Source organism: Pseudomonas sp. R1-43-08, from assembly GCF_003852255.1.
Classification (GTDB): domain Bacteria; phylum Pseudomonadota; class Gammaproteobacteria; order Pseudomonadales; family Pseudomonadaceae; genus Aquipseudomonas.
The window spans coordinates 1,027,981-1,052,793 of the sequence record NZ_CP027734.1; the positions used below are offsets into that span (position 1 = coordinate 1,027,981).

23 protein-coding genes and 1 other RNA gene are annotated in these 24,813 nt (G+C 61.6%); 15 read left to right on the forward strand and 9 right to left on the reverse strand.

Going from position 1 to position 24,813, the window contains the following annotated elements; translation table 11 throughout:
• Positions 1 to 9 precede the first annotated feature (9 nt).
• The 5 genes from C4J87_RS04550 to C4J87_RS04570 form a co-directional block, all read right to left on the reverse strand.
• Complete coding sequence (locus C4J87_RS04550; protein WP_124365865.1) at positions 10 to 570, reverse strand: membrane integrity-associated transporter subunit PqiC; 561 nt, start codon at positions 568 to 570, stop codon at positions 10 to 12.
• A gap of 14 nt (positions 571 to 584) precedes the next feature.
• Positions 585 to 2,240 carry an intermembrane transport protein PqiB gene (locus C4J87_RS04555; RefSeq protein WP_124365866.1) on the reverse strand — a complete coding sequence of 552 codons (1,656 nt, stop codon included), beginning with the start codon at positions 2,238 to 2,240 and terminating at the stop codon, positions 585 to 587.
• Positions 2,221 to 2,865: a paraquat-inducible protein A gene (locus C4J87_RS04560; protein WP_124365867.1), complete on the reverse strand. Its 645-nt coding sequence runs from the start codon at positions 2,863 to 2,865 to the stop codon at positions 2,221 to 2,223. Before C4J87_RS04560 ends, C4J87_RS04555 begins: the two co-directional genes overlap by 20 nt.
• Complete coding sequence (locus tag C4J87_RS04565) at positions 2,862 to 3,452, reverse strand: paraquat-inducible protein A (protein WP_124365868.1); 591 nt, start codon at positions 3,450 to 3,452, stop codon at positions 2,862 to 2,864. Before C4J87_RS04565 ends, C4J87_RS04560 begins: the two co-directional genes overlap by 4 nt.
• Positions 3,453 to 3,586: 134 nt before the next feature.
• On the reverse strand, positions 3,587 to 4,798 hold the full coding sequence (locus C4J87_RS04570; protein WP_124365869.1) for an MFS transporter: 1,212 nt from the start codon (positions 4,796 to 4,798) through the stop codon (positions 3,587 to 3,589).
• Between the two features lie 472 nt (positions 4,799 to 5,270).
• On the opposite strand from C4J87_RS04570, the gene C4J87_RS04575 reads away from it, so the two are divergent.
• Positions 5,271 to 6,044 (forward strand): OmpA family protein, encoded by a 774-nt coding sequence (locus tag C4J87_RS04575; protein ID WP_057724610.1) that lies wholly within the window; start codon positions 5,271 to 5,273, stop codon positions 6,042 to 6,044.
• Positions 6,045 to 6,111: 67 nt separating this feature from the next.
• On the opposite strand, the gene C4J87_RS04580 is transcribed toward C4J87_RS04575, so the two are convergent.
• From C4J87_RS04580 to C4J87_RS04595, 4 genes are all read right to left on the reverse strand, one after another.
• Positions 6,112 to 6,693, reverse strand: coding sequence for a BON domain-containing protein (locus C4J87_RS04580; RefSeq protein ID WP_124361348.1), 582 nt, complete (start codon positions 6,691 to 6,693; stop codon positions 6,112 to 6,114).
• Positions 6,690 to 7,283, reverse strand: coding sequence for a phosphoheptose isomerase (locus tag C4J87_RS04585; protein WP_007904374.1), 594 nt, complete (start codon positions 7,281 to 7,283; stop codon positions 6,690 to 6,692). Before C4J87_RS04585 ends, C4J87_RS04580 begins: the two co-directional genes overlap by 4 nt.
• 92 nt (positions 7,284 to 7,375) lie before the next feature.
• Positions 7,376 to 7,747: a YraN family protein gene (locus C4J87_RS04590; RefSeq protein WP_124361349.1), complete on the reverse strand. Its 372-nt coding sequence runs from the start codon at positions 7,745 to 7,747 to the stop codon at positions 7,376 to 7,378.
• On the reverse strand, positions 7,747 to 9,558 hold the full coding sequence (locus tag C4J87_RS04595; protein ID WP_124365870.1) for a penicillin-binding protein activator: 1,812 nt from the start codon (positions 9,556 to 9,558) through the stop codon (positions 7,747 to 7,749). The genes C4J87_RS04590 and C4J87_RS04595 overlap by 1 nt, the downstream gene beginning before the upstream one ends.
• Before the next feature lie 176 nt (positions 9,559 to 9,734).
• Between C4J87_RS04595 and rsmI the strand changes: the two genes are divergently transcribed.
• From rsmI to C4J87_RS04665, 14 genes are all read left to right on the forward strand, one after another.
• Positions 9,735 to 10,640 carry a 16S rRNA (cytidine(1402)-2'-O)-methyltransferase gene (gene rsmI / locus C4J87_RS04600; protein ID WP_164487645.1) on the forward strand — a complete coding sequence of 302 codons (906 nt, stop codon included), beginning with the start codon at positions 9,735 to 9,737 and terminating at the stop codon, positions 10,638 to 10,640.
• A gap of 96 nt (positions 10,641 to 10,736) precedes the next feature.
• Positions 10,737 to 11,090, forward strand: an RNA gene (gene rnpB, locus C4J87_RS04605) — RNase P RNA component class A.
• A gap of 356 nt (positions 11,091 to 11,446) precedes the next feature.
• Entirely contained in the window at positions 11,447 to 11,902 is a 456-nt protein-coding gene (gene mraZ, locus C4J87_RS04610; protein WP_004371993.1) for a division/cell wall cluster transcriptional repressor MraZ, read from the forward strand.
• A complete protein-coding gene (gene rsmH / locus C4J87_RS04615) occupies positions 11,899 to 12,846 on the forward strand; it encodes a 16S rRNA (cytosine(1402)-N(4))-methyltransferase RsmH (RefSeq protein ID WP_164484511.1) in 948 nt (315 codons plus the stop codon). The genes mraZ and rsmH overlap by 4 nt, the downstream gene beginning before the upstream one ends.
• Complete coding sequence (gene ftsL, locus C4J87_RS04620) at positions 12,843 to 13,136, forward strand: cell division protein FtsL (protein ID WP_124361353.1); 294 nt, start codon at positions 12,843 to 12,845, stop codon at positions 13,134 to 13,136. The genes rsmH and ftsL overlap by 4 nt, the downstream gene beginning before the upstream one ends.
• Positions 13,136 to 14,878, forward strand: a complete 1,743-nt coding sequence (locus tag C4J87_RS04625; protein WP_164485282.1) for a penicillin-binding protein 2 — start codon at positions 13,136 to 13,138, stop codon at positions 14,876 to 14,878. The genes ftsL and C4J87_RS04625 overlap by 1 nt, the downstream gene beginning before the upstream one ends.
• Positions 14,878 to 16,341 carry a UDP-N-acetylmuramoyl-L-alanyl-D-glutamate--2,6-diaminopimelate ligase gene (locus C4J87_RS04630; protein WP_124365873.1) on the forward strand — a complete coding sequence of 488 codons (1,464 nt, stop codon included), beginning with the start codon at positions 14,878 to 14,880 and terminating at the stop codon, positions 16,339 to 16,341. Before C4J87_RS04625 ends, C4J87_RS04630 begins: the two co-directional genes overlap by 1 nt.
• On the forward strand, positions 16,334 to 17,704 hold the full coding sequence (gene murF, locus C4J87_RS04635; RefSeq protein ID WP_124365874.1) for a UDP-N-acetylmuramoyl-tripeptide--D-alanyl-D-alanine ligase: 1,371 nt from the start codon (positions 16,334 to 16,336) through the stop codon (positions 17,702 to 17,704). The genes C4J87_RS04630 and murF overlap by 8 nt, the downstream gene beginning before the upstream one ends.
• Positions 17,704 to 18,786: a phospho-N-acetylmuramoyl-pentapeptide-transferase gene (mraY, locus tag C4J87_RS04640; RefSeq protein ID WP_124361357.1), complete on the forward strand. Its 1,083-nt coding sequence runs from the start codon at positions 17,704 to 17,706 to the stop codon at positions 18,784 to 18,786. Before murF ends, mraY begins: the two co-directional genes overlap by 1 nt.
• 6 nt (positions 18,787 to 18,792) lie before the next feature.
• Positions 18,793 to 20,139 (forward strand): UDP-N-acetylmuramoyl-L-alanine--D-glutamate ligase, encoded by a 1,347-nt coding sequence (gene murD / locus C4J87_RS04645; RefSeq protein ID WP_124365875.1) that lies wholly within the window; start codon positions 18,793 to 18,795, stop codon positions 20,137 to 20,139.
• Positions 20,136 to 21,359: a putative lipid II flippase FtsW gene (ftsW, locus tag C4J87_RS04650; protein ID WP_124365876.1), complete on the forward strand. Its 1,224-nt coding sequence runs from the start codon at positions 20,136 to 20,138 to the stop codon at positions 21,357 to 21,359. Before murD ends, ftsW begins: the two co-directional genes overlap by 4 nt.
• Positions 21,349 to 22,419, forward strand: a complete 1,071-nt coding sequence (murG, locus tag C4J87_RS04655) for an undecaprenyldiphospho-muramoylpentapeptide beta-N-acetylglucosaminyltransferase (RefSeq protein ID WP_124365877.1) — start codon at positions 21,349 to 21,351, stop codon at positions 22,417 to 22,419. The genes ftsW and murG overlap by 11 nt, the downstream gene beginning before the upstream one ends.
• Positions 22,412 to 23,857: a UDP-N-acetylmuramate--L-alanine ligase gene (gene murC, locus C4J87_RS04660; protein ID WP_124361360.1), complete on the forward strand. Its 1,446-nt coding sequence runs from the start codon at positions 22,412 to 22,414 to the stop codon at positions 23,855 to 23,857. The genes murG and murC overlap by 8 nt, the downstream gene beginning before the upstream one ends.
• The gene (locus tag C4J87_RS04665) at positions 23,854 to 24,810 is read left to right on the forward strand and encodes a D-alanine--D-alanine ligase (protein WP_124365878.1); all 957 of its coding nucleotides are present in this window, start codon (positions 23,854 to 23,856) and stop codon (positions 24,808 to 24,810) included. Before murC ends, C4J87_RS04665 begins: the two co-directional genes overlap by 4 nt.
• Positions 24,811 to 24,813: the final 3 nt, after the last annotated feature.

The following is a 24,813-nucleotide window of genomic DNA, read 5'->3' on the forward strand; positions in this document are numbered from 1 at the left end:
CGCCACCGTTCACTGCGCGCTCGGGCACTGCGTCAGGGACGAGCCAGCGGCGCGGTTGATCAGCGCGGCGAAGCGCTTGAGGTTGTTCTGGTGCGCCACCACCACGTCATCGATGCTCGGGCCCGCCGGTGACTGCAAGGTCGAGCGGCAGGTCAGCGCAGGGCGATCACCGCCGCCAGCCGGCCTGAGGCGCCAACGCACATCGAGCAGCGCGTATTGCCCCGGCACCGAATCGAAGCGCTGCACTTCCACGCGCAACGACACGGCTTGCCGGGCATCGCTGCCGGCCAACTGGTCGACCAGCGCGCTCCTCAGCTCATCGGCGAGGGTGGCGGCCCACCACTGGGTTTCCAGGATCGCCAGGCCGCTGTCGCCCTGGCGGATCACTATCTGCGCACGGTCGACCTGGGGCGGCACGCTGATGCTTTCAATGCGGACTGAATCGGCATCCGCCCGTGTGGCGTTATTCAGGTGCGCCGGGGTCAAGGTGTGGAACGCAATCGGCTCGCTGCGGCATGCCGCGAGCAACAGCAGGGCAGTCACCAGGGTGATTTTCAACGGCACTGTCATGGCGGCTCCAATGGTCATTTGCGGGGTGGCCCTTGCAGGTCCAGGGGTGCGGCATTATCGGCGCGACCGCGAATCAGCGACTCCGGATGCCGGCCCAGGTAATCCGAAAGCTCGCGCAAGGAGCGCGACATGCGCGCCAGTTCATCCAGGGTCTGGGTCAGTTGTTCGCGCTGCGGCGAGTCTTCGGCCAGGGTGGAACTGGCCGACTGCAGGGTCTTGCTCACGTCGCCCAGGGTCGTCTGCACACCGGGCAGGGTCTTGGCATTGAATTGCGCCAGGCCCTTGCGCAGCTCGACCAGGCTGGCATCGAGATTGCCGGCGATACGCTCGACCGGCAGTTGGCTGATCTTGTTGACGATGCCTTCGAATTTCTCTTGCAGTTGTTCCAGGTTGCCGGGAAGGGTGGGGATGCCCACGGGGCGCTGGTTCGGGTCAAACGCGACTTTCTCGGCCTTGGGGTAGAAGTCCAGGGCGATGTACAGCTGACCGGTCAGCAGGTTGCCGCTGCGCGCCTGGGCGCGCAGGCCGTTTTCGATGAAGCTGCCGATCAGGCGCACGCCGGCCGCTTCATCGTCAGGGTTATTGTTCATCGCCTTGAGCAGCTTGGTGTGCGCCTGGCCGAGCAGTTGCGGATAGATCACGATGCCGACGTTGACCGGGAAGCTGCGCTTTTTGGCGTCGAAATCCAGGTTGATCGAGACCACTTTGCCGAATTCGACGCCGAGGAATTCCACCGGGGCGTCAACTTTCAGCCCGCGCAGGGCCTGATCGAAGCGCAGCACCATGTATTGCCCCTTGCCATTGGGCGGGGCGAGGGCACTTTGCTGGTCTTCGAACAGTTCAAAGTTGCGGTTTTCCTCGGCGGGCTTGTCGTTGGGGTTGTAGGGCGGTGCCTGGAAGGAGACGCCGCCCATCAACATGGACGACAACGATTCGGTCTTCAGCGCGAAGCCGTTGGCGCCGACGCTGAGGTCGACACCGCTGGCGTTCCAGAAGCGCGTGTTCTCGGTGACGTACGCGTCATTGGGCGCATGCACGAACACCTCGATATTCACGCCCTTGCCCTCGCTGTCCAATTCATAGGCAACGACCTGGCCGACCGGGATCTTGCGGTAATAGACCGGCGAGCCGATATCCAGCGACCCCAGGCCCTGGGTATGCAGGGTGAAGCGTTTGCCTGGCTCGCCATAGGTGATGGGCGGCGGGTTTTCCAGGCCTTTGAACTGTTTGGCACGGGTGTCGGACTGGCCGATATCGGCACCGATGTAGTCGCCGGACAGCAAGGTGTCGATGCCGGACACACCGCCGGCGCCGATGCGCGGGCGCACCACCCAGAACTTCGAGTCTTCGCGGGTGAAGCTCTGCGCCTGCTTGGCCAGCTCGACGGTGGCGTTGACGCTTTTCTGGTCATCGCTCAAGGCAACGCCGGTGACCTGGCCGATGACCACGTTGCGGTACTTGACCTCGGTCTTGTTGGCGACCAGCCCGCTGCCGGTCTTGAAATTGAGGGTGATGGTCGGGCCCTGTTGCAGCACGCTATGGACCACCAGGGAGATACCCACCAGCACGGCGACAATCGGCACGATCCATACCAGCGAAACGCTGAAGCGACGCGTCTTGATTACGGGTGTTCCCGCAGGGGTGTCAGCATCAGCCTTGGATGAGCTCATCCGAGGTCTCCTCATTGTGTGGATTTTCCCAGATCAGCCGGGGATCGAAGCTCATGGCCGCGAGCATCGTGAACACGACCACCAGACCAAAAAACAGAATGCCCAGGCGCGGCTCGATGTCGCCCAGGGCCTGGAACTTCACCAGCGCGGCCACCAGTGCAACCACGATCACATCCAGCATCGACCAATAGCCGATCAGCTCGATAAACCGGAACAGCTTCGAGCGCTCCTTGCGCGCCCACTGGCTATTGCGCTGCACCGTGATCAGCAGCAGCCCCAGGGACACGAACTTGATGCCCGGCACGGCAATGCTGGCGATGAAAATGATCAGCGCAATGTCCCAGGCGCCATGCTGCCAGAATTCCAGCACGCCGCTCATGATGGTGCTGTCCGCCCCGGAGCCGAGCATGGTGGTGTTCATCACCGGCAATATGTTCGCCGGCACATAGAATGCCAGTGCAGTGAGCAGGTAGGCCCAGGTGCGGGTCAAGGACTGAACCTTGCGCCGGTGCAAGGGGGCGCCGCAGCGCTCACACTCGGTGGGTTCGCTGCGCATGTCGCACGGCTGGCCGCAGGTGTGGCACAGGCACAGGTTGAGTTCGCGGGCGGTGGGCGGTGAATTCATAGAGTGTCCCACAGGTCACGCACATCGCGCCCGGCGATGCGGATCAGCAAAAGGCTGAGGGCGGCCAGCGCGAACAAGCCGATGCCGGGTATCACATCGAGCATGCCGGCCAGCTTGAACACTGCCACCATCGCGCCCAACAGGCACACCTCCAGCATGCTCCAGGGCCTGAGGGCTTCCAGCCAGCGCATGCACAGCTTGAAGGCCGGTGAGCGCCTGCCGGATAGGGCAAAACTCAATACCCAGATCAGCAGCAGCAGCTGAAACACCGGCGCGATAATCATGGAAATTGCTGCCACCAAGGCGATAAACGTGATCGGCCCCTGGCTCAGCGCGACCACCGAATCCCAGAGTGTCGCGCTGTTCTTCAGGCCCTGCAGGCTGATGCTCATCACCGGATAAAAATTGGCGAACGCCCACAACACCGCTGCGGTGAGCGTCAGTGCGAGGCGCTGCTGCACCGACAGGCCGTTATAGCGCTGCAGTACTCCCTCGCAGCGTACGCACAGGGCTTTCTGATGTTTGGCGAGCGTGACTTTCTGATAAACGCAGTCGCAGTGTTCGCAGATGACCTGTTGATTCGCCATAGGGCTGCTCCAAAAGCGACTGGCTAGGGTGCTGGCCGTTGCCGGAGAGCCAATCGCGTTTGCGTAGCTTAGCAGCCGATGCCACCGTTTTACCTATTACTCGGCATCCTCTCCTTTCTGTAAGGCATTGACGGTTACGCTGTTGCGCCAAGCATTGTGCGTCGCCATATCAGACGCGCCAACGTGATCGACCAGTTGCACAAGGCGACAACCAGGATGATAGAGAGCAACGTCGACATGCCATGGTTGACGATTATTTTACCGGCCAATAACGGAAAGCCGAACACGCCGACAAAGTAGGAAAGACTGAATAAAACCAATGATTGCGCGGTCTGGCCCGCGGGGGCTTCATTGGCTGCCAGCCCGTTTATTACAGAGTAAGTCAGCCCGTAACCTACCCCGAGCACAATGGCGGCCAGCAAATACGCCGCCGAAGAGTGTACGAAGAAGGTGAACATCAATACCGAAATCACCATCAGCGCACTTAACAGGCTCGACATCAGGTAGGGATCGCGCTTGACGATATACCCCGCGACCAGCAGGCGACAGGAGATCGCCGCGCTCATGAAACCTAGGAAAAACAGGGAATAATCGAGATGGTTAAGCGCGGCATAGGAGGTTTGGAAGCTCGAAAGCCCGCCGAAGATTGCGCCGCCGAGGCCGACCATGATAATGGCAAATACCGCCTTGGAACCCAGCACCGCCTGTGCCGCCCGGGCGCTGATCTTGCACACTGTCACCGGCCCAAGACGTGCTTGCTGCTGCTTGATGTTGGGGGCGAGCAGGAAAAACAATGCCCCTCCAGCCAGGCTGGCAATGGCGGCGACGATAAATGCGGACTCCACCGAATGGCCCAGCGCCTCGGCGGCTCGCCCTACCAGAGGCCCCGTGCCGATGCCACTCATCATGCTGCCCGACAGCAATGCAAAATACTTCACGCGCCGGGCAGGCTCTATGATCATCGCCACAATGATCGGCCCAAGTGTGTAGAAAACGCCCCATCCAAACCCCAGTATCAAGCCGCTGGCCAGCAGTGCCACGCCGAAAGCAGGCACGGTCGCGAAGCCCAGGCAAGCGGCTGCCAGCAACACCGCGCCCGCTGCGATGGCTCTGGGTGCGCCGATCAGATCAGTCAAGTGGCCTGAAAATATGACTGCCAGGAACGTGCTGAGCATCGCAACCGAGATAATCGTACCGGCGTCGGACTCGCTGCCGCCGCTGTCCCGCAGCTTCATGGCCAATAAGAACGTAGTGCCATACGACAGGGATAGTAGATAGCTGCCCAGGCAAAACAGGCCGAACAGCCCGTTGCCATTAGCGTGGCTCGCGGACGATGGTGAAGACATGGATTCTTTCCTTGTGGAATCGAAAGTCTGATAGTCAGAAGTGATATTAATCAGCGGCGCGTTGTAGTGCGGCGGTCACCCGATCGATATCTTCCTTTCGGATCGTCGACATTTCCGTACGTCTTTTAGAGGCTCGATATCTATAGCAGACCATTAACGACAAACGTCATAGATTCAAAGTTTATGGACTGAACATTAACCCTTCTTAAACATACGGCGGGCTCGATCAGTTTTGGTGTTCATGCGCCAAGTGGTAGCCAGCCGGCGTTTGTCTAACAAGCATTGCAACAAAACCCCAGCTCGCGTTCAGCCGGGGTCTGCTACGGTCTACCTGGCGCCCAGAGTGTCTGGCCTTTTTATCCTGCCGGGGCCGCGCTCACGGAATTTTTACCGCTTGCCATGTTCCAAACCCGGCACAGGTCCGTTGCCCATGTCCTCTGCATCACAGAATGCAAAAGTAGGAGCTTCCTTCATGTTCACTCCGCGTCGTCTGCTTGTTGTCGCCACCGCCGTAGCCCTGTTGTCCGGCTGCGCTTCACCCAACCCTTATGACGGCAGCCAGGGACAGGCCGGCAATGGTTCCGAAAGCGGTATGAGCAAGACCGCCAAGTACGGCGGCCTCGGCGCGCTGGCCGGGGCATTGGCCGGTGCGGCCATCGACCATAACAACCGTGGCAAGGGCGCGCTGATCGGCGCAGTCGTTGCGGGTGCCGGCGCCGCCGGCTATGGCTACTACGCCGATCAGCAAGAGAAAAAACTGCGCGAAAGCATGGCCAATACCGGAGTTGAAGTGCAGCGCCAGGGTGACCAGATCAAGCTGATCATGCCCGGCAATATCACCTTCGCCACCAACTCCGACGCCATCTCCAGCAGCTTCTATCAGCCGCTGAACAACCTGGCCAACTCCCTCAAGCAGTTCAACCAGAACACCATCCAGATCGTTGGCTACACCGACAGCACCGGCAGCCGTCAGTTGAACATGGACCTTTCCCAGCGCCGTGCGCAGAGCGTGGCCAACTACCTGACCTCCCAGGGCGTCAGTGCTGCCAACCTGAGCGCACGCGGCGCCGGCCCGGATAATCCGATCGCCAGTAACGCTGACGTCAATGGCCGTGCCCAAAACCGTCGCGTAGAAGTGAACCTTGGCCCGATCCCAGGCCAGCAGTACGGCCAGCCGGGGGCCCAGCAACAGGCGCCACAACAGAACAACCAGTTCCAGGGCAACCCGTACTCGCAGTACCAGTAAACAATCGCCATAAAAAAGGGCGCCGTGCAGTCAATGCACGGCGCCCTTTTTTTGGCTTGCGGTTACATCAGTCGATGTATTCGAACACCTTGACGATTTTCTGCACACCGGACACACCCTGTACCAGGTTGGCCGCGCGAGTGGCTTCCGCCTGGGTCAACAGGCCCATCATGTAGACGATACCGTTGTCGGTGACGATCTTGATGCGCGAGCCCGGAACGGCGCTGTCGGTGAGCATCTGCGCCTTGATCTTGGTGGTCAGCAAGGCATCGTTGCTGATGGCCAGCAGCGTGATCGGGTCCATGACCTGCAGTTCGTTGTGCACCTTCTTGACCCGTTGCACCGCCGAGGCGGCCTGTTCAGCCTGGGCCTTGAGTTCGGCGCGCGGGGTTTGCCCGGCCAGCAGCACGACGCCGTTGAAGCTGGTGACCACAATGCGCGACGCGCCGTTGCCCAGGTCCGTAGCCGCTTTGGCGACGTTGACCTTGACCTTGGTTTCAATCAGCGAGTCGTCGATGGTGCTGCCGAAGGTACGTGTGCCCCGGTCGTCCTGGATGGGGGTGTCCCGTGTAGCGGTGATTGCCGTACTGCAGCCGCTGATGGCGAGGCACAGCGTGATGGCCAAAAGGCTGAGGCGATTAACGGTCATTCTTCACTCCCGAACAGTTGGCTGTCGATCAGATCGCACAGGCAGTGGATCGCCAGCAGGTGGACTTCTTGAATGCGTGCAGTGACATTGGCCGGAACGCGAATCTCCACGTCCTCAGGCAGCAGCAACGAGGCCATGCCGCCGCCATCGCGCCCGGTCAATGCTACGACAATCATTTCGCGATCATGTGCGGCCTGGATCGCTTGAATGATGTTCGCCGAGTTGCCACTGGTGGAAATCGCCAGCAACACATCGCCCGGCTGGCCGAGGGCGCGGATCTGTTTGGAGAAGATTTCGTTGTAGCTGTAGTCGTTGGCGATCGAGGTGATGGTCGACGAATCGGTGGTCAGGGCGATCGCCGGCAGGCTCGGGCGCTCGCGCTCAAAGCGGTTGAGCAGCTCGGAGGAGAAATGCTGGGCGTCACCGGCCGAGCCGCCGTTACCGCACGAAAGCATTTTGCCTTCGTTGAGCAAGGCGTTGACCATGACCTGACTGGCTTGCTCGATGTGCGGTGCAAGTACGTCCATCGCCTGTTGCTTGGTGTCGATGCTGGCCTGGAAAAGCTGGCGAATTCGGGATTGCATGTCCATCTGTGTGACCTTAATGAGCGCGGCTGTTTGGCACAGAAATGTGCAGCCCGCAAAGCAAAGAGCAAAAGTGTGGGGTGAAGGTGCCGGGTGAGTCAGCTGTCGAAGGCATCTTTGAGCCAATTCAGGTCAGTTGGGCCCGACGGTGTGCTTTCCATGGCAACCACATCGAAACGGCAGGGGCTATCGGCCCAGCGATGCTCTTTCTGCAGGAAAAACTGCGCGGCGAGTATCAGCTTTTGACGCTTGCGCCCATCGATACTGGCGAGCGCGCCACCCCATTGTGCGTGTTTTCTGTAGCGGACTTCGACGAATACTACTGTATCGCCGTCAAGCATGACCAGATCAAGCTCACCGCGTTTACATAACCAGTTCTGCGCCAGAAGGCGCAGACCCTGTTGTTGCAGATAGTTCAGCGCGTAGCGTTCGGCATCCTTGCCGCTTTGTGCGCTGGACCGCTCGGGCATCAGCGCGGGGTATCCGGCAGGCGCTGGATCTCGCCGCCGACGAACTTCGCCCACGGCATCTGGCGGTCAACGCGCTGGTTGGCGCTGATGCCCAGGTTACCGGAGAGGCCGTCGACACGGGTGTCCGGCAACGCCTTGAGCTGGCCCAGGCGTGGCGCCAGGCGATAGGCATCGACGCCCATCGCATACAGGCGACCCAGGCTGCCATTGGCCTGCGGCCATTGTGCGGCGACCTGGTTGCGCAACGGGTCGGTGGTGTTGAGCAACCAAGGGGTTTCGCAGAACATCACGTTGGTCATGTCCAGGTACTGGTTGCGGTCGCCACTGGCGCTGAAGACGTGGGACGTCGCGTAGACGGGCACATCACCGGCGTACTGGAAGTTCAGGGTCGGCTTGATCTGCTGGGCCAGTTGCGGGGTGACGGCCAGGAAGATGAACTCGATGTCCTGGCGACGCGAAGGCTGGGCGGCAACGTCAGTGCCGACGGTGTCTTGCAGGCTCTTGGCGCGGCCTTCGCTTTTGCGCAGTTGGAACAGGTCGGCGATCTGCTGGGCCAGGGCCACAGGCTGGTCGACATATTCGACGCCCATGACGGTGCCGCCGTTGGCTTCCCAGTCCTGGCGGAAGGCCTTGTAGACACGCTCGCCCCATTCGCCACGGGGCACCATGGCGGCGGCGCGATGCAGGCCGTCGGCACGGGCGCGGCGCGACACTTCACGGGCTTCGTCTTCAGCAGCCAGGCCGAACTGGAACAACTGCGCCGGGGCTTGATCGCCCTCGCTGTAGTTCAGCGCCAGGGTGGTGATCGGCAATTGCGGGCGTGCACTGAGCTGTTTGACCAGTGGCTTTTCCAGCGGGCCAACCACCAGCTGCACGCCGGCGGCCTGGGCCTTGGCGTAGAAGTCGTCGATGGAGGTCAGGCGCGAGCTGTCGTAGAACTCAATCACCGGCGGCTTCTGCCCGGCCTGTTCGGCCTGGTAGTGAGCGGCCATGAAGCCTTCACGCAATGCCTTGCCGACCGACGCCAGGGCGCCTTCCTGTGGAAGTAGCAGGGCGATCTTGGTCAGGGGCTGGCTGGCCAGTTCCTTGAGTTTGGTCAAGGGCGTTGGTAGTTGCACGGCCGCCGGATGGCCCGGGTTGCGCGCACGCCAGGTATCGATGGCGGTTTGCTGCTGCTCCAGCGTGCCGGCGCCCTTGACCGCCTGGGCCAGGGTGATCCAGCCGTCCAGCGTCGGGTTGCCGGTGGCTTGCAGTTGCTCGGCGGGCAGTGCGGCAATCAACACCCAGATCGCTTCGTGGTTGCTATTGGCGGCGTCACCGGTGAGCAGCGGCGCCATGGCGACACGCTCCCGCGCTGCCGCCAGGGTCTGGCCGTCGGCTTCATAGGCGCGGGCATGCACGGTGCCGGTGCGCACTTGTTGATCGACCGGCAGCTCCTTCAGGCTTTGCAGGCTGGGGTGGTTCAGCGCCGTCAATGCAGACTTGGGCTGATTGCGGGTCATCGCCAGCTCGGCGGCCAGGGTGCTGGCAAACACTTGCGCGGCCGGTTTCAGGACATCCAGGGGCACCTGCGCAAGTATCTGCGAGGAACGGCCAGGGTTGTTCTGCTGGTAGGCCAGGTCAGCCGCACTCAAGCGCAGCAATGCGGCCTTTTCTGGCGTCTTGGCAGCCGTGGCCTGTTCGAGCAGTTGCTCGATACTGGCGTCGGGCGTGCGTGGTAGGTCGCCAAGGCTGGACGAGGGCGAGCTGGCGCAAGCGGCCAGCAAGGCAGCGAGGCAAAGGGCGGAGAGCAGCCGCAGGCAAGCGATCATGTAAGTGTTCCTGATACCGATCAAATTAGCGTGGAAGTGTACCCAAGCACTGGCCCAGGCGCGATGTTCGTGGCGTGAAACCGTGGATTTAGGTCGTGCAATTGTTGCGTTTTACTAACAATGGCTGAAACGACATCCGCCGTGACGGCATATTTTCAGCGCGTTGACGCGCTACAATGTGGCTTTTGCCAACCATCGAGGTGTGCGTTTTGACTGCTCCAGGTCCTTTGAATTCCACTGCAGGCTCGCTTTTTGTCGTGGCGACGCCCATTGGCAACCTGGACGACATCAGTGCCCGGGCATTGAAAGTGTTGCGCGAGGTTAAATTGATCGCGGCGGAAGACACGCGACACTCCCAGCGGTTGATGCAGCATTTTGGAATCCCCACGCCACTGGCGGCCTGCCATGAACACAACGAACGCGAGGAGGGCAGCCGTTTTATCACCCGTTTGCTGGCAGGTGATGATGTTGCGCTGATCTCCGATGCGGGCACGCCGCTGATTTCCGACCCGGGCTACCATCTGGTCCGCCAGGCGCGCGCCGCTGGTATCAATGTAGTGCCTGTTCCAGGCGCGTGCGCGCTGATTGCAGCATTATCTGCAGCGGGTTTGCCGTCGGACCGCTTTATCTTCGAAGGCTTCCTGCCCGCCAAGACGGTAGGGCGTCGTGCGCGTCTGCAGGCGCTGAAGGAAGAGCCGCGCACCTTGATTTTCTACGAAGCCCCGCACCGCATCCTTGAGTGCCTGCAGGACATGGAGCTGGTGTTCGGCGGGGCGCGCCTGGCGCTGCTGGCTCGCGAGTTGACCAAGACCTTCGAAACCCTCAAGGGCCTGCCGCTGGAAGAGCTGCGCGGGTTTGTCGAAGGCGACAGCAATCAGCAGCGCGGAGAGTGCGTCGTGCTGGTGGCCGGCTGGACGCCTCCAGAGGATGAAGATGCAGTCGGTAGCGAAGCCATGCGCATCCTCGATTTGCTGCTCAAGGAGATGCCGCTCAAGCGGGCTGCCGCCCTCGCCGCAGAAATTACCGGGGTACGCAAGAATGTGTTGTATCAGGCGGCGCTGGATAAACAGAAAGCCGAATAGTTCCGGGGCCGGGCCGGTGTTTCGTCCGAAGGTGATGGCAATGCTGCACTTTTAATACTTGTCCTGAGGCCGTCGTGCCGTTAACCTGCGCGGCGGAGAGTCGATTGGACAGTCGCTGCCCTCTATGAAAATTAGGGGGGGGAGGAAAGTCCGGGCTCCATAGGGCGAAGTGCCAGGTAATGCCTGGGAGGCGTGAGCCTACGGAAAGTGCCACAGAAAATAACCGCCTAAGCACTTCGGTGCCGGTAAGGGTGAAAAGGTGCGGTAAGAGCGCACCGCACGACTGGCAACAGTTCGTGGCTAGGTAAACCCCACTTGGAGCAAGACCAAATAGGGTCCCAAGGCGTGGCCCGCGCTGGGACCGGGTAGGTTGCTAAAGATGTCCAGTGATGGCCATCGTAGACGAATGACTGTTCAAGACAGAACCCGGCTTACAGATCGACTCTCCACCTTTTTTCCTTCTGTCTGAACCTCGGGCAGAAAACCCGGTAGTAACGCAAGAATCCCTCCCTGCCAAATCATTGGCAGATGCGTCTTCGTAATACCAAAAAAATCTTACTCTTAATAAATTACTTTAACTCTGAGCCATAGCGCTTTGAGTTATTTGTGCTTGTTGAGTCAAAAACCACGCTGAACTCGGGTTTCTCCTCCCGTTACGCTCGTAAATCTCCGTTCTGTAAGGCTTTTCCTTGTATCCGCGCCTTGACGGTGTGGTGGGCGCATTCCTATAGTGTGCGCAAGTGGCGGAAAGTGGCACAAAGTGGGTTTTTTGAACGTAAAACGCTAAAAATTGGAGAAACGCACCTGTGTTTCGCGGAGCTAACGCTATCAGTCTCGATGCAAAAGGCCGTCTCGCCATGCCGAGCCGGTATCGTGACGAGCTCATTTCGCGAAGTTCGGGGCAGTTGATCATCACGATTGACGCGGTTGACCCTTGTTTGTGTGTTTACCCCCTCGATGAGTGGGAGTTGATCGAAACCAAATTGCGCGCGCTGCCTTCATTGCGTGAAGAAAACCGCCGCCTGCAGCGTTTGCTGATCGGTAATGCCGTCGACCTTGAACTCGATGGCAGCGGTCGTTTCCTGGTGCCGCCGCGTTTGCGCGAATACGCCAGGCTCGACAAGCGCGCAATGCTGGTAGGCCAACTGAACAAGTTCCAATTGTGGGACGAAGATGCCTGGGATGCTGTTTCTGCAGCTGACCTGGCTGCTATTCAACAACCGGGCGCCATGCCTGATGAACTGCGTGATTTGATCCTGTGACTATTGATAGCGGCTTTAACCACATCACCGTACTGCTTGACGAAGCCGTTGAGGCTCTCGCCGTACGCGCGGATGGCTGCTATCTGGATGGCACCTTCGGCAGGGGCGGGCACAGTCGGTTGATACTCAGCCAGCTCGGGCCCAACGGTAAACTCCTCGGGTTCGACAAAGACCCTCAAGCGATTGCCACCGGGCAAGCGCTAGCGGCCGAAGACGGCCGCTTTGTCGTTGTGCAGCGCAGCTTTGCCGAGCTGGGCGCCGAAGTCGCCGAGCGCGGCATGGCGGGCAAGGTGGCCGGGATTCTGCTCGATCTCGGCGTGTCTTCGCCGCAGCTCGATGACCCGGAGCGCGGCTTCAGCTTCATGAACGATGGCCCCCTCGACATGCGCATGGACCCTACCCGTGGCGTCAGCGCCGCGCAGTTCATCGCCACCGCGCCGGTGGAAGAAATTGCCCGGGTGTTCAAGGAGTACGGCGAAGAACGCTTCGCCGGTCGCATGGCCCGCGCCGTGGTCGAGCGCCGCGAAATCCAGCCGTTCGAACGCACCGCTGACTTGGCCGAAGTGCTGAAGGTTGCCAACCCCGCATGGGAGAAGGGCAAGAACCCGGCGACCCGTGCGTTCCAGGGCCTGCGCATTCACGTCAACAACGAATTGGGCGATCTGGAGGCTGGCCTCGAGGCTGCCCTGGACGCGTTGGAAGTGGGCGGTCGCCTGGTGGTGATCAGTTTCCATTCCCTGGAAGACCGTATCGTCAAACTGTTCATGCGGCGTCTGGTCAAGGGCGAGTCCGACAACCTGCCGCGCAATCTGCCGGTGCGTTTCGAAGCCTTTGTGCCGAAAATCAAAATTCATGGCAAAGCGCAGTTCGCCTCCGAAGCCGAACTCAAGGCCAATCCACGTTCGCGCAGCGCCGTCATGCGCGTCGCGGAGAAGTTGCGGTGAGCAAGCTTTTCGCCAAACCCCTGCCGGGCGGCAGCTTCTTTATGTTGCTGCTGTTTATCGGCGTGCTGGTGTCCGCGATTGCGGTGTCCTACAGCGCGCATTGGAATCGTCAATTGCTCAATACCCTCTATGGGGAATTGAGCGTGCGCGACAAGGCGCAGGCGGAATGGGGCCGGTTGATCCTGGAGCAGAGCACGTGGACGGCCCATAGCCGTATCGAAGTGCTGGCCACCGAACAACTGAAAATGCACATTCCGGGCGCGGCCGACGTACGCATGGTGGCGCCATGATGAAACTTGAAGGCGCACTCTACCCATGGCGCTTCCGCCTGATGCTCGGCTTGCTGGCATTGATGGTGGGCGCGATCGTCTGGCGGATCTTCGACCTGCAGGTCGTCGACCGTGACTTCCTGATCGGCCAGGGCGATGCCCGTAGCCTGCGGCATATTCCGATTCCTGCGCACCGCGGCCTGATTACCGACCGCAACGGCGAGCCTCTGGCCGTGAGTACCCCGGTGACCACCCTGTGGGCCAACGCCAAGGAACTGCAGGTGGCCAAGGACAAGTGGCCCGAACTCGCGGCTGCCTTGGGGCAAGACCGCAAAGCGCTGACCGAACGCCTGGAAGCCCAGGCCAATAAAGAATTTATCTATCTGGTTCGCGGGCTCACCCCCGAACAGGGCCAGCAAGTGCTCGACCTGAAAATTCCAGGTGTCTATGGCATCGAGGAATTTCGTCGTTTCTACCCGGCCGGTGAAACCACCGCGCACATGGTCGGCTTTACCGATATCGATGACCATGGCCGCGAAGGTGTCGAGCTGGCCTACGACGAGTGGCTGGCCGGCGTTCCCGGCAAGCGCCAGGTCATCAAGGACCGGCGCGGCAGACTGATCAAGGATGTTCAGGTCACCAAGAACGCCAAGGCCGGCAAGCCCTTGGCGTTGTCGATTGACTTGCGTCTGCAGTACCTGGCTAACCGTGAATTGCGTAACGCGATCATCGAGAACGGCGCCAAAGCCGGCAGCCTGGTGATCATGGACGTGAAAACCGGCGAGATTCTCGCCATGGTCAACCAACCGACCTACAACCCGAACAACCGTCGCAACCTGCAGCCGGCGATGATGCGCAACCGCGCAATGATCGACGTGTTCGAGCCGGGTTCGACCATGAAAGCCATCTCCATGAGTGCCGCCCTGGAAACCGGACGCTGGAAGCCCAGCGACAAGGTCGAGGTGTATCCAGGCACCTTGCAGTTGGGCAAATACACCATTCGCGACGTGTCGCGCACCGAGGGCCCGGTGCTGGATCTGACAGGCATCCTGATCAACTCCAGTAACGTAGGGATGAGCAAGGTCGCCTTCGATATCGGTGGTGAAACCATCTATCACCTGGCGCAAAAAATCGGCCTGGGCCAGCCTACCGGGCTCGATTTTCCGGGTGAGCGCGTCGGCAACCTGCCGAACTACCGCGACTGGAAAAAGGCCGAGACCGCCACGCTGTCGTACGGCTACGGCCTGTCGGTGACCGCGATCCAACTGGCCCATGCTTTCTCGGTATTGGCGAATAATGGCCGAATGGTTCCGCTGAGCCTGATCCATGTAGACGAAGCTCCGAAAGCCACCCAGGTGATCCCGGAAAAAGTCGCCAAGACCATGCAAGGCATGCTGCAACAAGTGATCGAGGCGCCGCGTGGCGTATTCCGCGCCCAGGTGCCGGCCTATCACGTGGCCGGCAAGTCCGGTACTGCGCGTAAAACCTCGGTGGGCACCAAGGGTTATGCGGAAAATTCCTACCGTTCATTGTTCGCCGGTTTTGGCCCGATGAGCGACCCGCGCTACGCCATCGTCGTAGTGATCGATGAACCGAGCAAGGCCGGTTACTTCGGTGGCCTGGTCTCGGCGCCAGTGTTCAGCAAAGTGATGTCCGGCACCCTGCGCCTGATGAACATCACGCCGGACAACCTTGCGCCAACCCAGCAAGCAAACGCCGCACCGCCGGCCGCTGCTGTAAAAGCCAATGGAGGGCGCGGCTGATGTCTCTTAGCCTGAACAAGATTTTTGCCCATGCCGGCCGCGATCTGCTGATTCGCGAGTTGAGCCTGGACAGCCGCAACGTGCGCGCCGGTGACCTGTTCCTGGCCGTGCCCGGTGGCAAGTTCGATGGCCGTGCGCATATTGCCGACGCCCTGCAACGTGGTGCTGCCGCTGTTGCTTATGAAGTGGAAGGCGCTACTGTGTTGCCGATCACCGATGTGCCGTTGATTCCAGTCAAGGGCTTGGCCGCGCAGTTGTCCGACATTGCCGGGCGCTTCTACGGTGAACCGAGCCGCCACCTGAACCTGGTGGGCGTGACCGGCACCAACGGCAAGACCAGCGTGACTCAACTGGTCGCCCAGGCCCTGGACCTGCTGGGTCAGCACTGCGGCATCGTCGGTACCCTGGGCACCGGCTTCTATGGTGCGCTGCAAAGCGGCCTGCACACCACGCCGAACCCGATTGCCGTGCAGGCGACCCTGGCCGACCTGAAAAAAGCCGGCGCCAAGGCGGTGGCCATGGAAGTGTCGTCCCATGGTCTCGACCAAGGCCGTGTCACGGCCCTGGCGTTTGACGTGGCGGTGATGACCAACCTGTCCCGCGACCACCTCGATTACCACGGCACCATGGACGCGTATGCAGCGGCCAAGGCCAAGCTGTTCGCCTGGAATCACCTGAAGTGCCGGGTAGTGAACCTGGATGATGCCTTCGGCCGACAACTGGCAGCTCAAGACAGCGAAGCGCGCTTGATCAGCTATAGCCTGGAAGACACCCGTGCGTACCTGTACTGCCGCGAAGCCCAGTTCAGCGACGAAGGCGTGCGCGCCACCCTGGTAACGCCACAAGGCGAGCACCATTTGCGCAGCACGCTGCTCGGGCGTTTCAACCTGAGCAACGTATTGGCAGCCATCGGCGCCTTGCTCGGCCTGGATTACGCCCTCGACGAAATTCTGAAAGTCCTGCCCAAACTGGAAGGCCCGGCCGGCCGCATGCAGCGCCTGGGTGGCGGTACGCAACCGTTGGTGGTGGTCGATTATGCCCACACCCCTGATGCACTGGAAAAAGTCCTGCTGGCCCTGCGCCCGCACGCCAAGGGCAAGCTGTTGTGTCTGTTCGGCTGCGGCGGCGACCGTGATCGCGGCAAGCGTCCGTTGATGGCCGAGATCGTCGAGCGCCTGGCCGACGGCGTGCTGGTGACCGACGACAATCCGCGCAGCGAAGACCCCAGCCGGATTTTCGACGATATACGCGAAGGCTTCAAAGACACTGCCAGCGTCACGTTCGTGGCGGGTCGCGGCGCAGCCATTGCCCAATTGATCGCCAGTGCCAGCGCGGATGACGTGGTGGTGCTGGCCGGCAAGGGGCATGAGGATTACCAGGAAATCAATGGCGAGCGCCATGCCTTCTCCGATCTGGTCGAGGCGGGTCACGCCCTGACCGCCTGGGAGGTCGCCCATGCTTAAGCCGATGACCTTCAGCGAACTGGCCCAGGCGTTGTCGGCCCGGGTGCTGTCGAGCGATTGCACGTTCGACGGCGTCAGTATCGACAGTCGCAACATCCAGCCCGGCCAGCTGTTCATCGCCCTCACAGGCCCGCGGTTTGACGGTCACGACTACCTGAACGACGTCGCCGCCAAAGGCGCCGTGGGTGCCCTGGTGCAACGTGAAGTGGCGCACGCCACGTTGCCACAGTTGCTGGTCGCCGATACCCGCTTGGCCCTGGGCCAATTGGGCGCGCTGAACCGTGCCGCGTTCGACAAGCCGATTGCCGCGATCACCGGCTCCAGTGGCAAGACCACCGTCAAGGAACTGTTGGCCGGCGTACTGCGCACGCGCGGGCCGGTACTCGCCACCCGGGGCAACCTGAACAATGATTTCGGCGCACCGCTGACCCTGCTCGAACTGGCCCCGGAACACACGGCGGCAGTCATCGAGCTGGGCGCTTCCCGCGTCGGCGAGATTGCCTACACCGTGGCGCTGACCAAGCCCCATGTCGCGGTTATCAACAATGCCGGTACCGCCCATGTCGGTGAATTCGGCGGCCCGGAAAAGATCGTCGAAGCCAAGGGTGAAATTCTTGAAGGCCTCGACGCTTCGGGCACCGCGGTACTGAATCTTGACGACAAGGCCTTCGAGACCTGGCGCGTACGCGCTGCCGGTCGCAAGGTGCTGACCTTTGCCGTGCGCAACGCCGCAGCCGATTTTCATGCCAGCGACATCACCGTTGATGCGCGTGGTTGCCCGTCCTTCACCTTGCACACGCCGCAAGGCAGTGAACACGTGCAACTGAACCTGCTGGGCAACCATAACGTCGCCAACGCCTTGGCCGCTGCCGCTGCCGCCCACGCCTTGGGTGTGTCGTTGTTCGGCATCGCCACAGGCTTGGGCGCAGTGCAGCCGGTCAAAGGACGCACCGTCGCGCAATTGGCCACCAACGGCATGCGCGTGATCGATGACACTTACAACGCCAACCCGTCGTCCGTGAACGCCGCCGTGGATCTGCTCAGAGGCTTTGATGGCCGCAAGGTGCTGGTACTCGGCGACATCGGCGAATTGGGCGACTGGGCTGAACAAGGCCACCGTGAAGTCGGCGCCTATGCCGCCGATAAAGTCGACGCGTTCTACGCCGTCGGCCCGAACATGGCGCACGCGGTAAACGCCTTCGGCCCCGGTGCGCGGCACTTTGCGACCCAGGGCGAATTGATCCAGGCGTTGGCTGCGGCTGAACGCGACACACACACAACCATTTTGATCAAGGGATCGCGCAGCGCGGTGATGGAAAACGTCGTCGCAGCCTTGTGTGGCTCAAGTACGGAGAAACATTAATGCTGCTGCTGCTGGCTGAGTATCTGCAACAGTTCCACAAAGGCTTCGCGGTCTTTCAGTACCTGACCCTGCGCGGGATCCTGGGTGTGCTGACCGCGCTGTGTTTGTCGCTGTTTCTGGGGCCGTGGATGATCCGCACCCTGCAGAACCTGCAAATTGGTCAATCGGTTCGCAATGACGGCCCGCAGTCGCACCTGTCCAAGTCCGGCACCCCGACCATGGGCGGCGCGTTGATCCTGTCGTCCATCGGCGTCAGCACCGTGCTCTGGGCTGACCTGCACAACCGCTACGTGTGGGTGGTGCTGCTGGTGACCCTGCTGTTCGGCGCCATCGGCTGGGTGGATGACTACCGTAAAGTGATCGAGAAGAATTCCAAGGGGCTGCCGAGCCGCTGGAAGTACTTCTGGCAGTCGGTATTCGGCCTGGCGGCGGCGATCTTCCTGTACACCACCGCACCAAGCGCTGTGGAAACCACTTTGATCATCCCGATGCTCAAGGACGCCAGCATTCCACTGGGCATCGGCTTCGTGGTGCTGACCTATTTCGTGATCGTCGGCTCCAGCAACGCGGTCAACCTGACCGACGGCCTCGACGGCCTGGCGATCATGCCGACGGTGATGGTCGGCGGCGCCCTCGGCATTTTCTGCTACCTGTCGGGTAACGTGAAGTTCGCCGAGTACCTGCTGATTCCTTATGTACCGGGCGCAGGTGAGTTGATCGTGTTCTGCGGCGCGCTGATCGGCGCCGGCCTGGGCTTCCTGTGGTTCAACACCTACCCGGCACAAGTGTTCATGGGCGACGTCGGCGCACTGGCGCTGGGCGCGGCGCTGGGCACTATTGCGGTGATAGTGCGCCAGGAAATCGTGCTGTTCATCATGGGCGGTGTGTTCGTGATGGAAACCCTGTCGGTGGTCATCCAGGTGGCTTCCTTCAAATTGACCGGGCGCCGTGTATTTCGCATGGCGCCGATTCACCACCACTTTGAACTCAAGGGCTGGCCCGAGCCACGCGTGATCGTCCGTTTCTGGATCATCACCGTGATTCTGGTACTGGTCGGCCTTGCCACCCTGAAACTGAGGTAGAAACGAGTGTCCCTGATCGCTTCAGACCACTTCCGCATCATTGTCGGCCTCGGCAAGAGCGGCATGTCCCTGGTTCGCTTCCTGGCGAACCGGGGCACGTCGTTTGCCGTGGCCGACACGCGGGAAAATCCACCGGAGCTGGTCACGCTGCGCCGTGATTACCCGCACGTGGAAGTGCGTTGTGGCGAATTGGACGTCGAATTTCTGTGCCGCGCCGATGAGCTTTACGTGAGCCCCGGTCTGGCGTTGGCCACACCGGCCCTGCAGGCCGCAGCGGCGCGTGGCGTGAAGCTGTCCGGCGACATCGACCTGTTTGCGCGTCACGCCAAGGCGCCGATCGTCGCCATCAGCGGTTCCAACGCGAAAAGCACCGTGACCACCCTGGTCGGCGAAATGGCGAAGGCTGCCGGCAAGCGCGTGGCGGTGGGCGGCAACCTCGGGGTGCCGGCGCTGGATCTGCTCAGCGACGACGTCGAGTTGTACGTGATGGAACTGTCGAGCTTCCAGCTGGAAACCACCCATGACCTCGGTGCCGAAGTGGCCACCGTGTTGAACGTCAGCGAAGACCACATGGACCGCTACAGCGGCCTGCCGGCCTATCACCTGGCCAAGCATCGTATCTTCCGGGGCGCCAAGCAGTTTGTGGTCAACCGCCAGGATGCCTTGAGCCGTCCACTGATAGGCGAAGGCATGCCTTGCTGGACCTTCGGCCTGAGCAAGCCCGATTTCAAAGCCTTTGGCATTCGCGAAGAGAACGGCGAGAAATACCTGGCCTTCGAATTCCAGAACCTGATGCCGGTGCGCGAGCTGAAAATCCGTGGCGCCCATAACCAGTCCAACGCCCTGGCGGCCTTGGCGCTCGGCCACGCGGTGGGCCTGCCCTTCGACGCCATGCTCGCCAGCCTGCGCACCTTCGCCGGCCTTGAGCATCGCTGCCAGTGGGTGCGCGACCTCGACGGCGTCAGCTATTACAACGATTCCAAGGCCACCAACGTCGGTGCGGCCCTGGCGGCCATCGAAGGCCTGGGTGCCGATATTGACGGCAAGCTGGTGCTGATCGCCGGTGGCGACGGCAAGGGCGCCGACTTCAAGGACCTTAAAGCGCCGGTCGCTGCGCATTGCCGCGCCGTGGTGCTGATGGGCCGTGATGCGGACCTGATCGCCGCAGCCCTGGGCGACGCGGTGCCGCAAGTGCGCGCTACCTCCCTGGACGACGCGATCGCCCAGTGCAAAGCCCTGGCCCAGCCGGGTGATGCGGTGCTGCTGTCGCCAGCCTGCGCCAGTTTCGACATGTTCAAGAACTATGAAGAGCGCGGCCAGTTGTTCGCCCGCGCCGTGGAGGCTTTGGCATGAGCCTCAACCTGAAAAACATCATCAAGCCGTACCCGTCGCCGATCATTACCGGGCGCGGCATCGACCTGGATTTCCCGATGCTCGCCGGTTGCCTGGCGCTGCTCGGCCTGGGCCTGGTGATGATCACCTCGGCGTCCTCCGAAGTGGCCGCCGTGCAGTCGGGCAACACCCTGTACATGATGATCCGTCATCTGGTGTACCTGGTGATCGGCCTCGGCGCGTGCATCGTCACCATGATGATCCCGATCGCCACGTGGCAGCGCCTGGGTTGGCTGATGCTGATCGGGGCGTTCGGCTTGCTGGTGATGGTGATCCTGCCCGGCATCGGCCGCGAGGTGAACGGTTCGATGCGCTGGATCGGCTTCGGTGCCTTCAACGTGCAACCCTCGGAAATCGCCAAGGTGTTCGTGGTGATCTACCTGGCCGGCTACCTGGTGCGCCGTCAGAAAGAAGTGCGCGAAAGCTGGATGGGCTTTTTCAAGCCATTCATCGTGCTGCTGCCCATGGCCGGCCTGCTGCTGATGGAGCCCGACTTCGGCGCCACCGTGGTGATGATGGGCGCCGCCGCCGCGATGCTGTTCCTGGGCGGCGTCGGCCTGTTCCGCTTCACCTTGATGGTGGTGCTGGCGGTCGCGGCCGTGACGGTGCTGGTGCAGGCGCAACCCTACCGGATGGCCCGTCTGATTACCTTTACCGACCCATGGTCCGACCAGTTCGGTTCCGGCTACCAGTTGACCCAGGCGCTGATTGCCTTCGGTCGCGGCGAGTGGCTGGGCGTGGGCCTGGGCAACAGTGTGCAGAAGCAGTTCTACCTGCCCGAAGCGCACACCGACTTCGTGTTCTCGGTACTGGCCGAGGAACTGGGCGTGGTCGGCTCGCTGTGCACCGTCGCGTTGTTCGTGTTCGTGTGTGTGCGCGGCATGTACATCGGCTTGTGGGCCGAGAGGGCCAAACAGTATTTCGCCGCCTATGTGGCGTACGGCTTGTCGTTCCTGTGGATCGGCCAGTTCCTGATCAATATCGGCGTGAACGTCGGGCTGCTGCCGACCAAGGGCCTGACCTTGCCGTTCCTCAGTTACGGCGGCAGTTCGTTGGTGATTTGCTGCGCCTGCCTTGGCTTGTTGTTGCGCATCGAGTGGGAGAGTCGTACTCACCTGGGCAGCGAAGAGATGGAGTTCAGCGAAAGCGACTTCGCCGAGGAGCCGACCCATGGGCGCTAACGTGCTGATCATGGCCGGCGGCACCGGGGGCCATGTGTTCCCGGCCCTGGCCTGCGCGCGCGAATTCCAGAACCGTGGCTACAGCGTGCACTGGTTGGGAACGCCGCGTGGCATCGAGAACGAGCTGGTGCCGAACGCCGGTTTGCCGCTGCACCTGATCAACGTCACGGGCTTGCGGGGCAAGGGCAAATTGTCGCTGCTCAAGGCGCCGTTCGTGTTGCTCAAGGCGGTATGGCAGGCACGCCAGGTCATCCGTGAGTTGCAGCCTGTGTGTGTGCTCGGCTTTGGCGGTTATGTGACCGGCCCCGGTGGCGTGGCGGCAAAACTCGCCGGTGTCCCCGTGATCGTGCATGAACAGAACGCCGTCGCCGGTACCGCCAACCGCTTGCTGGTGCCACTGGCCGCGCGGGTGTGTGAAGCGTTCCCGAATACCTTCAGCGCGTCGAGCAAGCGCCGTACCACCGGCAACCCGGTGCGCACCGAGCTGTTCATGGACATCGCCCGCCAAGCGCTGGTCGGACGCAAGGCGCACCTGCTGATCCTCGGCGGAAGCCTGGGCGCCGAGCCGCTGAACAAATTGCTGCCGGAGGCGCTGGCCCAACTCCCTGTGGAATTGCGGCCTGAGATCTTCCACCAAGCCGGCAAGCACCATGATGAAGTCACCGCCACGCGCTATCGCGAGGCCGGTGTCGAGGCGACTGTACAGCCCTTCATCAAAGACATGGCCCACGCCTATGGCTGGGCCGACCTGGTGGTCTGTCGCGCTGGTGCGCTGACCGTCAGTGAACTGGCTGCCGCCGGTCTGCCGTCATTGCTGGTGCCTCTGCCCCACGCAATCGACGATCACCAGACCCGCAACGCCGAATATTTGGCCGGGGAGGGCGCTGCCTTCCTGCTGCCGCAAAGAACGACTGGCGCCGCCGATTTGGCCGCACGCCTGACCGAGGTTTTGATGCAACCGGAACGACTCAACAGCATGGCGAGCACCGCAAGCCGCCTGGCCAAACCTGACGCAACCCGCACCGTGGTCGATATCTGCCTGGAGGTGGCCCATGGTTGAGAATCAGAAAGCCATGCCACAACCGGAAATGCGCCGCATCCGTCGCATCCACTTCGTCGGTATAGGCGGCGTGGGCATGTGCGGGATTGCCGAAGTACTGCTGAACCTGGGCTACCAGGTGTCTGGCTCTGACTTGAAAGAGTCGCCGGTCACCGAGCGCCTGAAGTCCTTTGGCGCGCAGATCTTCATCGGCCACCGCGCTGAAAACGCCGCCGAGGCGGATGTGCTGGTAGTGTCCAGCGCTGTGAACACGTCCAACCCGGAAGTGGCCACCGCCCTCGAGCGGCGTATTCCGGTGGTGCCGCGCGCCGAGATGCTCGCCGAGCTGATGCGCTACCGCCACGGCATCGCCGTCGCCGGTACCCACGGCAAGACCACCACCACCAGCCTGATCGCCTCGGTGTTCGCCGCCGGTGGCCTGGACCCGACCTTCGTCATCGGTGGCCGCCTGAATGCAGCCGGCACCAATGCCCAGCTCGGCACCAGCCGCTACCTGATCGCCGAAGCCGATGAAAGCGACGCGAGCTTCCTGCACCTGCAACCACTGGTCGCCGTCGTCACCAACATCGACGAAGACCACATGGCAACCTACGACGGTGACTTCAACAAATTGAAGAAAACCTTCGTCGACTTCCTGCACAACCTGCCGTTCTACGGGTTGGCCGTGGTGTGCCTGGACGATCCGGTGGTGCGCGAGATTCTGCCGCAGGTCAAGCGCCCTACCGTGACCTACGGTTTCAGTGAAGACGCCGACGTGCGCGCGATCAATGTGCGCCAGGAAGGCATGCAAACCTTCTTCACCGTGCTGCGCCCTGACCGCGAGCCGCTGGATGTGTCGGTAAACATGCCGGGCAACCACAACGTACTGAACTCCCTGGCGACCATCTGCATTGCCACCGACGAAGGCGTCAGCGATGAAGCCATTGTCGAAGGCCTGTCGCGCTTTGCCGGTGTCGGCCGACGCTTCCAGGTCTACGGCCAGCTGCCGGTTGAAGGCGGTGAGGTGATGCTGGTGGATGATTACGGTCACCACCCCACCGAAGTCGCCGCCGTGATCAAGGCCGTACGCGGTGGCTGGCCGGAGCGCCGCCTGGTGATGGTCTACCAGCCGCACCGCTACAGCCGCACCCGTGACCTGTACGACGACTTCGTCAATGTATTGGCCGATGCCAACGTGCTCTTGCTGATGGAGGTGTACCCGGCCGGTGAAGAACCGATTCCGGGCGCCGACAGCCGCAAACTGTGCAACAGCATCCGTCAGCGTGGGCAGTTGGACCCGATCTACATCGAGCGGGGCGTCGACCTGGCGCCGATCGTCAAGCCGCTGCTGCGCGCCGGCGACATCCTGCTGTGCCAGGGCGCCGGTGATATCGGTGGCCTTGCGCCTAAATTGCTGGCCAGCCCGCTGTTTACCGCCGCAAAGGGGAAGTCGAAATGATCACTGACTACGCCTCCCTGTTCTCTACTGTCGCGCCTGCTGACTTCGGCCGCGTTGCCGTGCTGTTCGGCGGCAAGAGCGCCGAGCGCGAAGTGTCGCTCAAATCCGGCAACGCCGTGCTGGAAGCTCTGCAAAGCGCCGGTGTGAACGCATTCGGCATCGACGTGGGCGATGATTTCCTCGCCCGCCTGCAGGCCGAAAAGATCGACCGTGCCTTCATTATTCTCCACGGCCGTGGCGGTGAGGACGGCAGCATGCAGGGCCTGCTCGAGTGCGCCGGCATCCCCTATACCGGCAGCGGCATCCTGGCTTCAGCGCTGGCGATGGACAAGTTGCGCACCAAGCAGGTGTGGCACAGCCTGGGCATTCCCACGCCGCGTCACGCCGTGTTGCGCAGCGAGGAAGATTGTATTTGCGCAGCCAAGGAACTGGGCCTGCCTTTGATCGTCAAACCAGCCCATGAAGGCTCCAGTATCGGCATGGCCAAAGTGAACTCGGCCGCTGAATTGATCGACGCATGGAAAGCGGCAAGTACCTACGATTCGCAAGTGTTGGTGGAACAGTGGATCCAGGGTCCCGAGTACACCATCGCCACCCTGCGTGGCCAGGTATTGCCGCCTATCGCATTGGGCACGCCCCACACTTTTTACGATTACGACGCCAAGTACGTGGCTTCCGATACCCAGTACCGGATTCCATGCGGCCTTGACGCAACCAGGGAACAACAATTGATGGACCTCACGGCGCAAGCCTGTGAGGCGCTGGGTATCGCCGGTTGGGCGCGGGCAGACGTGATGCAGGATGACCAAGGGAATTTCTGGTTCCTGGAAGTCAACACCGCACCCGGGATGACCGACCACAGCCTGGTCCCTATGGCCGCCCGTGCCGCCGGCCTGGATTTCCAGCAGTTGGTGCTGGCGATCCTGGCCGACAGCATTGAGCCAAGAGGCTAAGCA

What these genes read in the sequence shown, in the direction of transcription:
- C4J87_RS04550 (WP_124365865.1), bottom strand. Translation starts at nt 570, where the DNA reads ATGACAGTGCCGTTGAAAATCACCCTGGTGACTGCCCTGCTGTTGCTC.
- C4J87_RS04555 (WP_124365866.1), bottom strand. Translation starts at nt 2,240, where the DNA reads ATGAGCTCATCCAAGGCTGATGCTGACACCCCTGCGGGAACACCCGTA.
- C4J87_RS04560 (WP_124365867.1), bottom strand. Translation starts at nt 2,865, where the DNA reads ATGAATTCACCGCCCACCGCCCGCGAACTCAACCTGTGCCTGTGCCAC.
- C4J87_RS04565 (WP_124365868.1), bottom strand. Translation starts at nt 3,452, where the DNA reads ATGGCGAATCAACAGGTCATCTGCGAACACTGCGACTGCGTTTATCAG.
- C4J87_RS04570 (WP_124365869.1), bottom strand. Translation starts at nt 4,798, where the DNA reads ATGTCTTCACCATCGTCCGCGAGCCACGCTAATGGCAACGGGCTGTTC.
- C4J87_RS04575 (WP_057724610.1), top strand. Translation starts at nt 5,271, where the DNA reads ATGTTCACTCCGCGTCGTCTGCTTGTTGTCGCCACCGCCGTAGCCCTG.
- C4J87_RS04580 (WP_124361348.1), bottom strand. Translation starts at nt 6,693, where the DNA reads ATGACCGTTAATCGCCTCAGCCTTTTGGCCATCACGCTGTGCCTCGCC.
- C4J87_RS04585 (WP_007904374.1), bottom strand. Translation starts at nt 7,283, where the DNA reads ATGGACATGCAATCCCGAATTCGCCAGCTTTTCCAGGCCAGCATCGAC.
- C4J87_RS04590 (WP_124361349.1), bottom strand. Translation starts at nt 7,747, where the DNA reads ATGCCCGAGCGGTCCAGCGCACAAAGCGGCAAGGATGCCGAACGCTAC.
- C4J87_RS04595 (WP_124365870.1), bottom strand. Translation starts at nt 9,558, where the DNA reads ATGATCGCTTGCCTGCGGCTGCTCTCCGCCCTTTGCCTCGCTGCCTTG.
- rsmI (WP_164487645.1), top strand. Translation starts at nt 9,735, where the DNA reads ATGTGGCTTTTGCCAACCATCGAGGTGTGCGTTTTGACTGCTCCAGGT.
- C4J87_RS04625 (WP_164485282.1), top strand. Translation starts at nt 13,136, where the DNA reads ATGAAACTTGAAGGCGCACTCTACCCATGGCGCTTCCGCCTGATGCTC.
- C4J87_RS04630 (WP_124365873.1), top strand. Translation starts at nt 14,878, where the DNA reads ATGTCTCTTAGCCTGAACAAGATTTTTGCCCATGCCGGCCGCGATCTG.
- murF (WP_124365874.1), top strand. Translation starts at nt 16,334, where the DNA reads ATGCTTAAGCCGATGACCTTCAGCGAACTGGCCCAGGCGTTGTCGGCC.
- mraY (WP_124361357.1), top strand. Translation starts at nt 17,704, where the DNA reads ATGCTGCTGCTGCTGGCTGAGTATCTGCAACAGTTCCACAAAGGCTTC.
- ftsW (WP_124365876.1), top strand. Translation starts at nt 20,136, where the DNA reads ATGAGCCTCAACCTGAAAAACATCATCAAGCCGTACCCGTCGCCGATC.
- murG (WP_124365877.1), top strand. Translation starts at nt 21,349, where the DNA reads ATGGGCGCTAACGTGCTGATCATGGCCGGCGGCACCGGGGGCCATGTG.
- murC (WP_124361360.1), top strand. Translation starts at nt 22,412, where the DNA reads ATGGTTGAGAATCAGAAAGCCATGCCACAACCGGAAATGCGCCGCATC.
- C4J87_RS04665 (WP_124365878.1), top strand. Translation starts at nt 23,854, where the DNA reads ATGATCACTGACTACGCCTCCCTGTTCTCTACTGTCGCGCCTGCTGAC.